The sequence below is a fragment of the Streptomyces cupreus genome, assembly GCF_014257025.1.
GTDB classification, from domain to species: domain Bacteria; phylum Actinomycetota; class Actinomycetes; order Streptomycetales; family Streptomycetaceae; genus Streptomyces; species Streptomyces cupreus.
Map to the genome: position 1 here is coordinate 84878 of NZ_JACMSF010000033.1, position 14903 is coordinate 99780.

Consider the following 14903-nt stretch of genomic DNA (forward strand, 5'->3'; position numbering starts at 1 on the left):
GGATGACGATCGCCGCGCTGCCCTACGTCGACGAGCACACGATGATCGTCGCCGCGGACCCCGACGCGCTCTGGGAGGGCCTGACGGAGGCCCTGGACGCGTCCTTCGGGGCCGCCCGTTCCACCTCCTACGCCCGCCTGGTGGGCTGTGCCGACGTACGGGCGTCAGGCCCGCGCCCACTGGCGGAGGGCTCGACGCTGCCGGGATTCCGGGTGGAGGCGGCGGACAGGGGCCGCGAACTGGTCCTCATCGGCCGCCACCGCTACTCGATCTACGCCCTGACCCTCCACATCGACGAGGCGGGCCCGGGCCGTTACCTGCTCCGGGCGGAAACCCGAGCGGCCTTCCCGGGCCTGTCGGGCCGCCTCTACAGACGCCTCGCGATCGGAACGGGCGGACACGCGATGGGCATACGGCGCCTGCTGGCGTCGATCAGGGACCGAGCCGAACGGCCCAGGCCGAGCGCCTAGGTGGGCGAACCCGAGGAGAACCGCCTCAGCAGCGGGGAGAGCACCAGTACGGACTTGGTCCGCTCCACGAACGGCTCCCCCGCGATCCGCTCCAGCACCCTCTCGAAGTGCCGCATGTCCGAGGCGAAGACCTGCACCACCGCATCCGCCTCCCCGGTGACCGTGGACGCGGCCACAACCTCCTGGTATCGCTCAAGACCCCGCTGGATGGTCTCCGGCGAGGTGTTGCGCCGGCAGTAGATCTCGACGAACCCCTCGGTCTCCCAACCGAGCGCCGCCGGATCGACGCGCACCGTGAATCCGGTGATCGCCCCGGTCGCCCGCAGCCGGTCCACGCGCCGCTTCACGGCAGGCGCGGACAGGCCGACGAGCTGCCCGATGTCCGCGTAGGAGCGGCGGGCGTCCTCGGCGAGGGCGTGCACGATGCGTTCGTCGAGATCGTTCAGCACTGCGGGTGGTTCACTTCACTTCTGGCGTTGCGAGAGCTTCTCCCGCCGCGAGACGGGAACGGCGATAGCCGTACAGGAAGTAGAACACGAGACCCGCCGCCATCCAGAACCCGAAGACCACCCAGGTCACGGTGTCGAGGCTGAACATGTTGTACGCGCAGAACGCGAAGCCCAGGATCGGCAGCACCGGACCGAACGGCACCTTGAACGTGCGCTCCAGTTCCGGCCGCTTGTAGCGCAGCACGATCACCGCGATGTTGACCAGGGCGAAGGCGAACAGCGTGCCGATGCTGGTGGCGTCGACGAGCTTGCCGAGCGGGATCACCGCTGCGAGGACACCGCAGAACAGGGACACGATCACGGTGTTCAGACGCGGCGAGCCGGTCTTCGCGTCAACCTTGCCGAGCGCCTTGGGCACCAGACCGTCCCGGGACATCGCGAAGAGGATGCGGGTCTGGCCGTACAGCACCGTGAGGACCACGGACGCGATGGAGATGACCGCGCCGAGCGCGAGCAGGGTGCCCCAGAAGGTCTGACCGCTGACGTCGTTCATGATCGCCGCGAGGGAGGCCTCGGAGCCCTCGAACTTGGTCCAGTTCCAGGCGCCGACGGCGACAGCCGCGACGAGGATGTACAGCGCTGTGACGATGATCAGCGAGAGCATGATCGCGCGCGGCAGGTCCTTCTTGGGGTTCTTGGCCTCCTCACCGGCGGTGGAGGCGGCGTCGAAGCCGATGTAGGAGAAGAACAGCGTGGCACCGGCGGCGCTGACGCCCGCCATGCCGAGCGGCATGAAGTCCTCGTAGTTGCCGGACTTGAAGCCCATGAAGCCGACCGCGCAGAACAGCACGAGCGCGGCGATCTTCACCGCGACCATGATGGTGTTGGCGCGGGCGGACTCGCGGACGCCGCCGAGCAGGAACACCATCGCCAGCAGGACGACGATCAGCGCGGGCAGGTTGATGATGCCGCCCTCACCCGGCGCCGAGGACAGCGCGGAGGGGATGGTGACACCGATCGTGCCGTCGAGGAGCTCGTTGAGGTACTCGCCCCAGCCGACCGCGACGGCGGCCACGGAGACGCCGTACTCCAGCACCAGACACCAGCCGCAGACCCAGGCGACGAGTTCACCCATCGTTGCGTACGCATACGAGTACGAGGAGCCCGCGACCGGGATGCTGCCCGCGAGCTCCGCGTAGGACAGGGCGGAGAACAGCGCCGTGAGACCGGCGATGACGAAGGCCAGGGTGACCGCGGGGCCGGCCTCGGGGACGGCGTCGCCGAGGACGACGAAGATGCCGGTGCCCAGGGTGGCACCGATACTGATCATGGTGAGCTGCCACAGGCCCAGGGAGCGCCGCAGCGAGCCCCCCTCGCCCTGGCCACCCTCCTCCACCAGGTGTTCTACGGGCTTGCGACGCATCAGGCGCGCGCCGAGACCCAGGGACGCGGGGGCGGTCTGACTTCTGTCCTGCGGGGGTGCGCCTTGATTGAGCACTGCGCTGGGCTCCTTATCGCTGCCGGTCAGGGAGACGGGGACCGGCGGCACACCTGAGAAACAGGAACCCACCGAGCGGGGTCCCCGCCACGCCACGTACGAGGCGACAGCCTATGAGCTTCGGCGTTGCCGTTGTAATGCAGCAACCTTGCGTATGCCCGCAAGATCATTGCGTTCATCGGTGCTGGGTGGGTGTTCGTTGCGCGGGGGCTTTCGACCGTTGCGTAGGGGCCCTTCGGGGCCGGGAAACGCGTACGGCCCCCGTCGGGACAACGGGGGCCGTACGAAAGGGAGTTGGTCAGCTCCAACTGGCGTGCAGCGGCTTGCCCTCGGCGTAGCCGGCGGCGCTCTGGATGCCGACGACGGCCTTCTCGGCGAACTCCTCCAGGGAGCCGGCACCGGCGTACGTGCACGACGACCGCACACCCGCGATGATCGAGTCGATCAGGTCCTCCACGCCCGGACGGGCCGGGTCGAGGAACATCCGCGAGGTGGAGATGCCCTCCTCGAACAGCGCCTTGCGGGCACGGTCGTACGCCGACTCCTCCGACGTACGGTTGGCCACCGCGCGCGCGGACGCCATGCCGAACGACTCCTTGTAGAGGCGGCCGGTGGAGTCCTGCTGGAGGTCACCCGGCGACTCGTACGTGCCCGCGAACCAGGACCCGACCATCACGTTGGAGGCACCGGCGGCCAGCGCCATGGCGACGTCACGCGGATGCCGGACACCACCGTCCGCCCACACGTGCTTGCCGTACTTCCTGGCCTCGGCGGCGCACTCCAGCACCGCGGAGAACTGCGGCCGGCCGACGCCGGTCATCATGCGGGTGGTGCACATGGCACCCGGTCCGACACCGACCTTGACGATGTCGGCGCCGGCCTCGACCAGATCCCGGACGCCCTCGGCGGCGACGACGTTGCCGGCCACGATCGGCACCTGCGGGTCGAGCGCGCGCACCAGCTTGATCGCTGTGATCATCGACTCCTGGTGGCCGTGCGCCGTGTCGATGACCAGCGTGTCCACGCCCGCGTCGAGCAACTGCTTGGCCTTGCCCGCCACATCGCCGTTGATGCCGACGGCGGCGGCGATGCGCAGCTTGCCGTCGGCGTCCACCGCGGGGGTGTAGAGCGTGGCCCGCAGGGCGCCCTTGCGGGTGAGGATGCCCGCCAGCTTGCCGTCGGCGTCCACGGCCGGGGCGTAGCGGCGATTGTGGTGGTCGAGGGTGTTGAAGGCCTCGCGCGGGTCTATGTCGGCGTCGAGGAGCAGCAGGTCGCGGGACATGACGACCTCAAGCTGCGTGAAGCGGTCCACGCCGCTCAGGTCGGCGTCGGTGACCACGCCGACCGGCTTGTGGTCGTCGTCGACGACCACACCGGCGTTGTGCGCCCGCTTGGGCAGCAGGGCGAGGGCGTCGGCGACGGTCTGGTGCGGGGCCAGCACGATGGGGGTGTCGAGGACCAGGTGACGGCTCTTGACCCAGGAGACGACCTCGGTGACGACGTCGATCGGGATGTCCTGCGGGATGACCACCAGGCCGCCGCGCCGGGCCATCGTCTCCGCCATACGGCGGCCGGCGATGGCGGTCATGTTGGCGACGACGAGCGGAATCGTGGTGCCCGAGCCGTCCTGGGCACTGAGGTCCACGCCCTGCCGGGAACCGACCGCGGAGCGGCTCGGGACCATGAAGACGTCGTCGTACGTCAGGTCGTACGGGGGCTGGATGTCATTGAGGAAACGCACGTGCTGCACATCCCAGTCGTTCAGAGGTGACCCCCGGACAGGTCAGCCAGGGGGAAGAGCACGTACTTCATTGTCCCATGCCGACCGGAATGCGATGCCCGGTCACATCGTCCAGGCTGGTCAGGGGCCCCTAGGAGGATTCTCCAAGAGCGAGCGCCACAGTGGCGGCGGAGGCGGACGAGAACACCTCGCGGGCGGTCTCCCACTCCTCGGGACGCGCCTTCGCGTACGGCTGCCAGTTCCGTACGACGATCAGCAATTCCCTGTCGACGGCGCCCTCGGGCCACAGTCCCGGGTCGGAGAGGACGTCGGCGAGCGCGTCCCAGTTGCGGCCGAACCAGTCGGGCAGCTCCAGCGCCCGCGCACAGCGGTCCATCAGCCCCGCCTTGTCGAGGACCCCGTCGAGGTCCACCGTGACCACGAGCTCCGTCATCTCAGTACCGCCAAGTCCGTAGTGATCGCGGTTGAACGAAGGGGGCGGCCATCGGGCCGCCCCCTTCCTGACATACCGTCACTGTCCGTCCGGGTCGGCCCTGTTGAGCGCCGGCTTCGGAGTCGGCCCCGCCGTCATCAGCACATCCGCCGCCGAGGTGTCCGTCACCAGGCTGGTGACGAGCCCCGACCGCAGCACGGCGTCGATCGCGGACGCCTTGCGCGCCCCACCCGCGATGGCGACGACCTCGGGGATACGGCGGAGCTGGTCGGCCTTGACGGTGATGCACCGCTCGCCCAGGTCCCGCCCGACCCGGCGGCCGTCGGCGTCGAAGAGGTGCGCCGACATCTCGGCGGCGACCCCGAGCGAGGCGTAGTGCGCCCGCTCCTGGTCGCTGAGCATGTCGTGCACCGTGGAGATGCCCGGCTCCCAGGAGCCGATGGAGACACAGGCGACCGTGACCTTGTCGAAGTACTCGAAGGCCCGGGCGATCCCGGTCTGGTTGCGCAGCGCCGCCGCGGTGGCCGCGTCCGGCAGCAGCATGGGCGCGTAGATCGGGTGCGCGTCACCGCCCGAGACCTGGGCCGCCCGGCGCACCGCCTCCACCGAGCCGCGCTCGGCGGTCCCGGCGTCGTACACGCCCGTCAGCTGCACCACCGTGCAGGGCGGCAGCCGGTCGAGCGCAGCCGCCATATGGATGGTGGACCGGCCCCAGGCCAGGCCCAGCACATCACCTTCGTTCACCAGTTCGCCGAGCAGATCGGCGGCCACTTCTCCCAGGTTCTCCGGGTCGGGAGAGTCCTCGGCCTCCGCCGGCGACTCGACCACGACGGCGTGCCTGAGGCCGTAGCGGGCGCGCAGCGCGTCCGAGCGCTCGGCGTCCAGCTCGGCGGGGACGCGGATCTCGATACGCACGAGATCCCGTTCGAGGGCGGTCTCCAGGACCCGGGCCACCTTGAAGCGGCTGACGCCGAACTCCTCGGCGATCTGGATCTTGGATTTGCCCTCAAGGTAGAAGCGGCGGGCCATGGCCGCCGCCTGCACCAGCTCAGCGGGTCCCATCCGCATGGCTGACCGGCCCGCCGACATACCCGACACGGCGATCTCCTCACTACTGTTCACACTCTGGATTCGCCGTTCATCCTTGCAGATCCGGCGCACTGGATCCGCCCTGATGGGCGCCGTTCACGTTCCCTTGGCTCAGTGGTCGCATGCCCAGGCCGCGGACTTCGTCACTCCTTCCGCCTGGGCGCGCAGCGCGCGCACCGCCTCGGCGGGGTCCGCCGCCCCGTACACCGCGGAACCGGCCACGAAGACGTCCGCGCCCGCCTCCGCGCACCGCTCGATGGTCGACGCCGAGACCCCGCCGTCCACCTGAAGCCACAGCTCAAGACCGTGCTTGCTGATCAACTCGCGGGTGCGGCGAATCTTCGGAAGCATGATGTCGAGAAACGCCTGCCCCCCGAATCCCGGCTCGACCGTCATGATCAGCAGCATGTCGAGCTCGGGGAGCAGATCCTCGTACGGCTCGATGGGCGTGGCGGGCTTGAGCGCCATGGAGGCTCGCGCGCCCTTGGCCCGGATCTCCCGGGCCAGACGCACCGGAGCGGCGGCCGCCTCGACGTGGAAGGTGACGGAACCGGCCCCCGCTTCTACGTACTGGGGCGCCCATCGATCGGGGGCCTCGATCATCAGATGGCAGTCCAGCGGAGTGTCCGTCGCACGGGCCAACGACTCTACGACCGGCACACCGAGCGTGAGGTTCGGGACGAAATGGTTGTCCATGACGTCGACGTGGAGCCAGTCGGCTCCACCGACCGCCTTCGCCTCGTCCGCGAGGCGGGCGAAGTCGGCGGACAGGATGCTGGGATTGATCTGCACGGCCATGACCCAAGCGTATGCGCTCCGCTGGGCTTGGGCGTTGGGGGGCCGGGGGGTGACGGTCGGATGATGCCCGCGGGTCCGCTGTGGCTGACCGAACCCCTTACGGGGCGCTCGGTTGCGTGGCATCCTTTCGGCCACGGGGGTGGCCATGACTGAAAAGCGTGGGGTTGCACATCTCGTCTGTGGGCGGCGGGCCAAGTGGGTCGTCCTGGTGCTGTGGCTCATCGTGCTGTTCCTTACGGCTCCGTTCGCCCAGAAACTCACCGACGCCCAGGACAACGACGCCTCCTCCTGGCTGCCCGGCTCCGCCGAGTCCACCCAAGTACTGGAGATCTCCGAGGACTTCAGGCCCGAGCAGATCCCCGCCATCGTCATCTACGCCCGGGAGAGCGGGCTTACGGCCGAGGACCGGGCCGCCATCGAGGAGGACGTTCGGGAGCTCAAGCAGCTCACCGCTCACGGGATCCGCGGGGACGAGACCCGTGGGCCCACCTATGACCGGGAGACCGATCCGCGCGCGGCGCAGGTGTACGTGCCGATCACGATGGACGAGAAGGGCTGGGAGCGGATCGGTCCCGCGGTCGACGACATCCGGGACATCACCGGGGAGGGCGGCGGCGGGCTCGCCGTGCACATCACCGGCCCGGGCGGTACGTCGGCGGACTTCGCCGAGGCCTTCGAGGGCATCGACTCCACGCTGCTGCTGTCGGCCATGGCGGTCGTCATCGTCATGCTGCTGATCACCTACCGCAGCCCCACCCTGCTGCTGGTCCCGCTGATCGCCGTGATCGCCGCCCTGTTCACCGCGCAGGCCCTCATCTACTTCCTGGCGGAGTACGCGGGACTGACCGTGAACGGCCAGAGCGCGGGCATCCTCACCGTGCTCGTCTTCGGCGCGGGAACGGACTATGCCCTGCTGCTCGTCGCCCGCTATCGCGAGGAGTTGCGCGGCCACGAGGACCGGCACGAGGCGATGGCGCTGGCCCTGCACCGCGCGGGCCCGGCGGTGATCGCCTCCGGCGCGACCGTCGTGCTGAGCATGCTGGTGCTGGTGGCCGCCGAGATGAACTCCACCAGGGGCCTCGGACCGGTCGCGGCGATCGGCGTCGCGGTGGGACTGCTGGCCATGATGACGCTGTTCCCGGCACTGCTGGTGATCTTCGGCCGGTGGATCTTCTGGCCGGTGGTCCCGCACCTGGGCGCCCCGAACCCGCACGAGCGGGGCATCTGGGCGCGCATGGGCCGCCGTATCGCCGACCGTCCGCGCATGGTCTGGGCCGTCACGGCGGTGGTCCTCGCCGTCTGCTCGCTCGGTCTGATCCAGCTGCGCGCCGAGGGCATCAGCAACGCGGACGCCTTCACCGGCACCCCGGACTCGATCACCGGCCAGAAGGTCTCCGAGCGCTACTTCCCGGCGGGCAGCGGCGATCCGCTCGTCATCATCAGCAACCAGGCGCAGGCCGAGGAGGTCGGCCGAGCCGTCGCGGACACCCCGGGCGTGGTCCCGGACTCCCTGGGCCTGCCACCGGGCACCGAACCGTCCTTCGAGGGCAAGGTCCTGTTCGAGGCCACCATGTCCGACCCGGCCGACAGCGAGGCCGCCAAGCAGACGGTGGAGCGGGTCCGGGACGCCGTGCACGCGGTGCCGGACGCCGACGCCCAGGTCGGCGGCGGTACGGCGGCCCTGCTCGACATGGACAAGGCGACCACGCACGACAACGTGCTGATCATCCCGCTGGTGCTGGTCGTCGTGCTGCTGATCCTGTGCGCCCTGCTGCGCGCCCTGATCGCCCCGCTGCTGCTGATCGGCACGGTGATCCTGTCCTTCGCGGCGGCCCTGGGCATCAGTGCGCTCGCCTTCCGGCACCTGTTCGACTACGCGGGCGAGTCGACGGACTTCCCGCTGTTCGTCTTCGTCTTCCTGGTCGCCCTGGGCATCGACTACAACATCTTCCTGACCACCCGGATCCGCGAGGAGGCGGGCCGCCAGGGCACCCGCCCGGGCGTGGTGACCGGACTCGCCGCGACGGGCGCGGTCATCACCTCGGCGGGCCTGGTGCTGGCCGGCACGTTCGCCGCCCTCGGCACGCTCCCGATGGTCGCCTTCGCGGAGATCGGCTTCGCGGTGGCGCTGGGCGTGCTGCTGGACACCTTCATCGTGCGCTCGGTCCTGGTCACATCGCTGTTCCTGGACATGGGCCCGAAGGTGTGGTGGCCGCACCGGCTGGCGAAGGAGGACGGCGGGGCGCCGGTGCCGGTCACTCCTGCTGCGGCGGAGACACACTCGGGTCGTCCAGCGGGACCTTGAGCCAGGCGATCATCCGCCGGAGCTGGTGGTAGGCGCGCAGCAGCTCCTCGTCGCTGTCCGCCTCCTGGGGCGGGCGACCCCCTGACGTCAGGCGGTCCGGCGGACAAGCGCCAGATACATCGCGTCGGTCCCGTGCAGATGCGGCCACAGCTGTACGTCGGGCCCGTCGCCCAGGTCCGGTACGCCGGGCAGCAGTGGGCGGGCGTCGATGAGTTCCGCGCCCGGGTGCTGCTTGAGCACGTCGTCCACGACGGCACGGGTCTCGGCGAGATGCGGGGAGCAGGTGGCATAGCCGACGACCCCGCCGACCCGCACGGAGTCGAGCGCGGTGCGCAGCAGGCCCCGCTGGAGCGGCGCGAACCCGTCGAGGTCCTCGGGCCTGCGCCGCCACCGCGCCTCAGGCCGCCGCCGCAGAGCGCCCAGCCCGGTGCACGGCACGTCCATCAGCACCCGGTCGAAGGAGCCGGGCCGCCACGGCGGCCGGGTCCCGTCGGCGGCGATGACCTGATACGGCCCGGGGTTGCCGTCGAGGGCCTTGGCCACGAGACCGGCCCGGTGCGGCTGCTTCTCCGAGGCGAGCAGCATGGCACCGCGCTCGGCGGCGAGCGCACCGAGCAGGGCGGCCTTGCCACCGGGCCCGGCACATCCGTCGAGCCACTTGGCGTCGAGCCCGTCGAGCGGAGCGTTGGCGAGTGCGAGGGCGACGAGCTGGCTGCCCTCGTCCTGCACCCCGGCACGCCCCTCGCGCACGGCCTCGATGGCGCCGGGTTCACCACCCTCGGCAAGCCTTACCGCGTACGGCGACCAGCGCCCCGGCACGGCGGCGTCCTCATCGAGGAGTTCCTCGGTGGTGGCCCGCCCGGGCCGGGCGACCAGCGTCACCTCGGGCCGCTCGTTGTCGGCCTCCAGCAGCCGCTCGATCCCGGCGCGTCCTCCGCCGAGCGAGTCCCACAGCGCGGAGACGACCCAGCGCGGATGCGAGTGCACGACGGCGAGGTGGTCCTCGGGGTCGTCGTCGTAGGGCGGCGCGACCCGCTCGATCCACTCGTCGAGATCGTGCTGGGAGACCTTCCGCAGCACGGCGTTCACGAACTTGGCCCGCCCGTCGCCGAGGACGACCCGGGCGAGCTCGACGGAGGCGGACACCGCGGCGTGCGTCGGAATCCGCGTCCCGAGGAGCTGGTGCGCCCCGAGGCTCAGCACATCGAGCACCGGCGGGTCGACCTCCCTGAGCGGCCGGTCGACACAGGCGGCGATGACGGCGTCGTACGTCCCCTGCCGGCGCAGCGTCCCGTACACCAGCTCGGTGGCGAGGGCGGCGTCCCGCCCGTCGAAGTCGCCCTTCTCCCGCGCCTTGCGCAGCAGCGGCGGCAGCACGAGGTTGGCGTACGCGTCCCGCTCGTCCACGGCCCGCAGGGCCTCGAAGGCGAGAACGCGGACGGGGTCCTTCTTGGGCCGCCGGTAGGGCTTGCCGGGTTTACGGGGCCGACGGGAGGTGTCGCTCACGAAAAAGGTGCTCCGGATTGCTGGATGAAGGGCGCGTCATGGCTGGATGACGGGTGCGTCATTGCTGGATGACGGGTGCGTCGTTGCTGGATGACCTGTGCGTCCAGCGTACGTCGCACTCCGTGCGCGGTGCGCGGCCGGTCAGGCCCCGAGGCGCTCGTCGTCGGCGATCCGCACCCCGCGCGCCCAGTCGGCCGCCCTCATCGGCTTCTTGCCCTGCGCCTGCACCCACAGCAGCTCGACGGCGTACGAACCGGTGCCGACATGCACACTGTTCTTGCCCACGGCGAGCTCGCCCGGGGCGAGTTCGGTACGGTCCGGCACCGGCTGAACCTGGATGAGCTTGAGCCGCTCACCGCGGAAGACGGTCCACGCGCCGGGCGCCGGGGTGCATCCACGTACCACCCGGTCGACGCGCAGGGCGGGAGCGCTCCAGTCGATGTGGGCGTCCTCGACGTTGACCTTCGGGGCCAGACTGATGCCCTCGCCCGGCTGCGGTACGGCTTTCAGGGAGCCGTCCTCGATCCCGTCCATGGTCGCCGCGAGCAGCCCGGCGCCGGCGAAGGCGAGCCGGGTGAGCAGATCGCCGCTGGTGTCGGTGGGCCGGATGGTCTCGGTCACGGTCCCGTAGACGGGCCCGGAGTCCAGCCCCTCCTCGATGAGGAAGGTGGAGGCGCCGGTGATCTCGTCCCCGGCCATGATGGCGTGCTGCACAGGGGCGGCCCCACGCCAGGCGGGCAGCAGGGAGAAGTGCAGGTTGACCCAGCCATGGGCCGGGATGTCCAGGGCGACGCGCGGCAGCAGGGCCCCGTAGGCGACGACAGGACAGCAGTCCGGCGCGATCTCCCTCAGCCGCTCCAGGAACTCCGGATCGCGCGGCTTGACGGGCTTGAGCACTTCGATCCCGGCCTCCTCGGCCCGCTCGGCCACAGGAGAGGCGACGAGCCTGCGCCCGCGCCCGGCAGGAGCGTCGGGCCGCGTGACAACGGCGGCCACCTCATGCCGCCCGGAGGCGAGAAGAGCGTCCAGAGCGGGAACGGCGACCTCGGGGGTACCGGCGAAGACGAGCTTCATGGGTGCGTGCGGGCCTCTCGGTCGGGAGTCGGTCGGGCAGCGCACCAGTCTATTGGGGCGAGGGGGAGGAGGTCCCCCGGCCACTGCAGGAAAGCCGCCGACGACGCGTGACCGCCACCCCCTCCCGGCGCACGCATATGCCGGTACGCCCCCTCTGCGTGACCAGTGGAGCGCACACGCGTTGGTCAAGAAAGAGTTGACCACAACGGGCCGCACATCGCGCGGCCCGATCCTTTTCAACGCCGGTTCGAGAGGCTTGTTCATGGCCGACCACGCAACCCACGACGCCCAGGCTCGGGCCAGCCTGCACTTGCTGGTGCGGGACATCGAGCGGGTCCGCCGGCAGGTGGACGCACTGCGCACGCTCACCGCCCAGTTGGGCAACGTCTACCGCCCGCGCCGCTCCGGTCCGTCCACGGGCTTCGTCGTCTACGGACGCGCCCCCGCCCCGACGGTACGTCTCGCCCAGGAACTGCGGGACAGTGTCGAGACCCTGGTGACGGCGGCCGTGGACTTCGACCGCTCACTCGGGTTCTCGTGGGACGCGGTGGGCTCCGCCCTCGGCGTGACCAAGCAGGCGGTCCACCGCCGCTACGGCTCCCGCCGCGCCGTGACCCAGGCGGCAGCCGAGGCAGAGCGCGCGACGGAGCCGACGGGCACCCGGGCGGTGAGCGTCAACGCGGGCATCCCATCGGTCCCCGCGGTCCCCGCGGCCCGCTCGATGCCCACGCAGCCCACGGCATCCACCCCCACCCTCCGAGAAGACCCCCGCCCCCCAGCCTTCCCGTCCCCCCGCAACGGCTGACCCGCCGACCCCCCGCGCCCCCACCCTCCCGCGCCGACATCGGGAGGACGGGGGCGCGGGCACGCGGGACGCGGGCAGCGGCCCCGCCGCAACTACGGCCTGCTGTACCGCTGCACCCACGCAGCTGTGGCCAGTCGTACCGCTGAGGCCGCGCTTGCGAAGTCGAGCAAAACCCACCCCCACATCAGCCCGGCGCACAGTCACCCCACCATGCCGACGCCCACCCGCCAGGCACCTCCGTGCACCCGCCGCCGCAGGCAGTCGTGCCCCTGGACCGGCGCCCGCCGCCAAAGACACCGGCACCCCGCAAACACGGTCGAGCACCCCCCACATCAGCCCAGGCACACAGTCACCCCAGCGCGAAGTTCACCCGATGTCCGGCGGATCGATCCGCACCCGGACCGCCGCCTCCCCACCCGCACCCCCGCGAGCCATCCGGGCAGCCTGCGCAGCCTTCAGCGCGGCGGCCAGCGCCGCCCCCCTCCCCGGCGGCACCCGCATCAACGCCCGCTCCCACCGCTCCCCCGGCGGCGGCCCCCCGACCCGCCGAGGCCTCCCAGGCGCGGTAACAGGCACCGGTACAGGCCCCAACACCTCAGCCTCCCCAGGCAGTTCCACGGCCCGCAGAAACTCCCCCACAGCCTCCGCCGTCCCCGACACCGCAGCCATCCGAGAAACCGGCGGAAACCCCAGCTCGGCCCGCTCCGCCAACTCCCGCACCGCATGCCCCACGGGATCCCACCGCACCAACGCCTGCACAGGCCGCAAGGTCGGCTCAGCCACCACAACCACGGTCCCCCCAGCCCCCTGCGGCCGCACCAGCGCAGCAGCCCCGATCCACCGCCGCAACGCATCCTCACCGGCCCGCAGATCAGGCCGCCCGAGCATGGCCCACCCATCGAGCAGCAAGGCCGCCGCGTAACCCCCCTCCGCCACCGGCTCGGCCCCAGGCGTACTGACCACCAGCGCAGGCACCCCCGGCACCGTGTCCAGCACCTGCTCCCGGCCGGACGTCCGCACCGGCACGGCAGGAAACGCCCGCCCCAACTCCTCCGCGGTCCGCCGAGCCCCGACAATCTGCGCCCGAAGCCGAAACCCCCCGCACTCCGCACAGTGCCAGGCGCCTTCATCACGCCCGCACCACCCGCACCGCAACGCCCCCGCGTCCTGCGCCTCCAACGGACCCGAACAGTGCCGACACCGCGCAGGTGCCCGACAGTTGGCACACGCCAGCCGCGGCACATACCCCCGTCGAGGCACCTGCACCAGCACAGGCCCCTGCCGCAACGCATCCCTGACGACCTGCCAGGCGAGCGTCGGCAACCGAGCGGCCCGGGCGGCCTCGTCCCGGGCGAAGTCACCGTCCCCCACGGTCCGCACCAGCGGCGCAGCCCCCCGCACCTGCTCCCGCCCAGCGACAAGCGGCCGAGCCCACCCGCTCTCCACCAGCTGGGCGGCCTCGACGGTGCAGCTCCAACCCCCCAGCAGAAACGCACACTTGTCCTGCGCGGCCCGCAGCAACAACACATCACGCGCATGCGGCTGAGGAGCATGCGGCTCACTGTGACTGTCGTCCCCGTCGTCCCAGATGACCACCAGCCCAAGATCCCGCACCGGCGCGAACATGGCCGCCCGAGTCCCCACCACGGCCCGCACGGACCCCCGCCGCACGGCAAGCCACTCCCGATACCGCTTCTCGGGCCCGGCATCGGCGGTGAGCACGGCATGCCGCCCCGCCCCCAACAGCGCGGTCAGCGCGGCATCGACCCGCGCGACGGCCCGCCCGTCCGGCAGCACGACCAATGCCCCGCGCCCGGACGCCAGCGTCGCCGCGACAACCCGGGCGATCTCCTCGCTCCACTCGGGCCCGGGCAAGGCGTTCCACACGGCCCGAGGCGCCCCACCCGAAGCCAGCGCCTGGAGAAACGCGCCCCCATGCTCGTACCGCCCCCAGGACCCCGCCTCCGGCGCCCCAGGCGCCGGCAACGGCTCAGGCGAGGGCCGCTGCTCGGCCCGAGCACTGCGCGGCGGCACAGCCAGCTGAAGCACATCGGCCAGACTCCCCGCGTACCGATCCGCGACGGCCCGAGCCAGCCCCAGCAGCTCATCGTCGAGCACCCGCTCCGGCGACACCACCTGAGCCAGCGCGGCCAACGGCCCCGAGTACTCGGACTCGGCCAGCCGCTCGATCAGAAACCCGCCGATCAGCCCCCCACCCTCACGGCGCCCTTCCCGCACCCGGTGCCGTCCGGCCCCGAACCGCACCCGCACCCGCACCCCGGGCTGCGCGTCGGCATCCAGCTCCTCGGGCACCGCATAGTCGAAGTACCGATCAAGATGCAGCACCCCCTTGTCCACAAGCACCCGCGCGACAGGCAACTCCGGAGCGAGCGCGGCCCCCCGCCAGGTCCGCGGCTTGGCCCGAGGCGCCTTGGCCTTCCGCACGCTCTCCCGAATGAACGCGAGCTGCTCGGGCGGCGCCCCCTCAGCCCCACCGTCAACCTGCCCGTCTTCGCTGCTCACGCTTGCATTCTTACCAAACTGCACTGACAGCGGCGCCTCGCGGACATACGGCGAGGCCCGGCGCCCCCGAAGGGAAACCGGGCCTCGTCAGCCGTACGGGAAGCGGAGCCTTACAGCCCCGCCGCCTGGCGCAGCGCGTCCACGCGGTCGGTGCGCTCCCAGGTGAACTCGGGGAGCTCGCGGCCGAAGTGGCCGTACGCGGCCGTCTGGGC

At 71.3% G+C, this 14903-nt stretch carries 13 protein-coding genes; 3 read left to right on the forward strand and 10 right to left on the reverse strand.

The genetic code is table 11. The annotated features are described in order from the left end of the window. The first annotated feature begins 2 nt into the window (after positions 1 to 2). Entirely contained in the window at positions 3 to 470 is a 468-nt protein-coding gene (locus tag H4N64_RS27160) for a hypothetical protein (protein WP_186285056.1), read from the forward strand. Here H4N64_RS27160 and H4N64_RS27165 read toward each other — a convergent pair. The 6 genes from H4N64_RS27165 to rpe all read right to left on the reverse strand — a co-directional run bounded on the left by H4N64_RS27165 (position 467) and on the right by rpe (position 6478). Continuing rightward, a complete protein-coding gene (locus H4N64_RS27165) occupies positions 467 to 919 on the reverse strand; it encodes an Lrp/AsnC family transcriptional regulator (protein ID WP_015661832.1) in 453 nt (150 codons plus the stop codon). The genes H4N64_RS27160 and H4N64_RS27165 overlap by 4 nt on opposite strands. 10 nt (positions 920 to 929) lie before the next feature. Beyond that, a complete protein-coding gene (locus tag H4N64_RS27170; protein ID WP_186285057.1) occupies positions 930 to 2417 on the reverse strand; it encodes an amino acid transporter in 1488 nt (495 codons plus the stop codon). Positions 2418 to 2715: 298 nt separating this feature from the next. After that, positions 2716 to 4158: a GuaB1 family IMP dehydrogenase-related protein gene (locus tag H4N64_RS27175; protein WP_186285058.1), complete on the reverse strand. Its 1443-nt coding sequence runs from the start codon at positions 4156 to 4158 to the stop codon at positions 2716 to 2718. A 130-nt stretch (positions 4159 to 4288) separates the two neighbouring features. Further along, positions 4289 to 4591, reverse strand: coding sequence for a barstar family protein (locus tag H4N64_RS27180; protein WP_186285059.1), 303 nt, complete (start codon positions 4589 to 4591; stop codon positions 4289 to 4291). A 78-nt stretch (positions 4592 to 4669) separates the two neighbouring features. Then, on the reverse strand, positions 4670 to 5713 hold the full coding sequence (locus tag H4N64_RS27185; RefSeq protein ID WP_186285060.1) for a sugar-binding domain-containing protein: 1044 nt from the start codon (positions 5711 to 5713) through the stop codon (positions 4670 to 4672). Between the two features lie 78 nt (positions 5714 to 5791). Continuing rightward, positions 5792 to 6478: a ribulose-phosphate 3-epimerase gene (gene rpe, locus H4N64_RS27190; RefSeq protein ID WP_186285061.1), complete on the reverse strand. Its 687-nt coding sequence runs from the start codon at positions 6476 to 6478 to the stop codon at positions 5792 to 5794. 145 nt (positions 6479 to 6623) lie between these two features. On the opposite strand from rpe, the gene H4N64_RS27195 reads away from it, so the two are divergent. Continuing rightward, entirely contained in the window at positions 6624 to 8783 is a 2160-nt protein-coding gene (locus tag H4N64_RS27195) for an MMPL family transporter (protein ID WP_186285062.1), read from the forward strand. Here H4N64_RS27195 and H4N64_RS46875 read toward each other — a convergent pair. The 3 genes from H4N64_RS46875 to fmt all read right to left on the reverse strand — a co-directional run bounded on the left by H4N64_RS46875 (position 8734) and on the right by fmt (position 11363). Continuing rightward, the gene (locus tag H4N64_RS46875; RefSeq protein ID WP_418896295.1) at positions 8734 to 8931 is read right to left on the reverse strand and encodes a DUF6027 family protein; all 198 of its coding nucleotides are present in this window, start codon (positions 8929 to 8931) and stop codon (positions 8734 to 8736) included. The genes H4N64_RS27195 and H4N64_RS46875 overlap by 50 nt on opposite strands. Further along, entirely contained in the window at positions 8871 to 10289 is a 1419-nt protein-coding gene (locus H4N64_RS27200) for a transcription antitermination factor NusB (protein WP_186285063.1), read from the reverse strand. The genes H4N64_RS46875 and H4N64_RS27200 overlap by 61 nt, the downstream gene beginning before the upstream one ends. Before the next feature lie 141 nt (positions 10290 to 10430). Beyond that, the gene (fmt, locus tag H4N64_RS27205) at positions 10431 to 11363 is read right to left on the reverse strand and encodes a methionyl-tRNA formyltransferase (protein WP_186285064.1); all 933 of its coding nucleotides are present in this window, start codon (positions 11361 to 11363) and stop codon (positions 10431 to 10433) included. Between the two features lie 262 nt (positions 11364 to 11625). Here fmt and H4N64_RS27210 point away from each other — a divergent pair, with 262 nt between their 5' ends. After that, on the forward strand, positions 11626 to 12168 hold the full coding sequence (locus tag H4N64_RS27210; RefSeq protein WP_186285065.1) for a hypothetical protein: 543 nt from the start codon (positions 11626 to 11628) through the stop codon (positions 12166 to 12168). Positions 12169 to 12534: 366 nt separating this feature from the next. Here the strand turns inward: H4N64_RS27210 and H4N64_RS27215 are convergent, their stop codons facing one another. Then, positions 12535 to 14691 (reverse strand): primosomal protein N', encoded by a 2157-nt coding sequence (locus H4N64_RS27215; RefSeq protein WP_186285066.1) that lies wholly within the window; start codon positions 14689 to 14691, stop codon positions 12535 to 12537. Positions 14692 to 14903: the final 212 nt, after the last annotated feature.

Coding starts and splice junctions, on each gene's coding strand:
- H4N64_RS27160 (WP_186285056.1), top strand. CDS start 3: ATGACGATCGCCGCGCTGCCCTACGTCGACGAGCACACGATGATCGTC.
- H4N64_RS27180 (WP_186285059.1), bottom strand. CDS start 4,591: ATGACGGAGCTCGTGGTCACGGTGGACCTCGACGGGGTCCTCGACAAG.
- rpe (WP_186285061.1), bottom strand. CDS start 6,478: ATGGCCGTGCAGATCAATCCCAGCATCCTGTCCGCCGACTTCGCCCGC.
- H4N64_RS27195 (WP_186285062.1), top strand. CDS start 6,624: ATGACTGAAAAGCGTGGGGTTGCACATCTCGTCTGTGGGCGGCGGGCC.
- fmt (WP_186285064.1), bottom strand. CDS start 11,363: ATGAAGCTCGTCTTCGCCGGTACCCCCGAGGTCGCCGTTCCCGCTCTG.
- H4N64_RS27210 (WP_186285065.1), top strand. CDS start 11,626: ATGGCCGACCACGCAACCCACGACGCCCAGGCTCGGGCCAGCCTGCAC.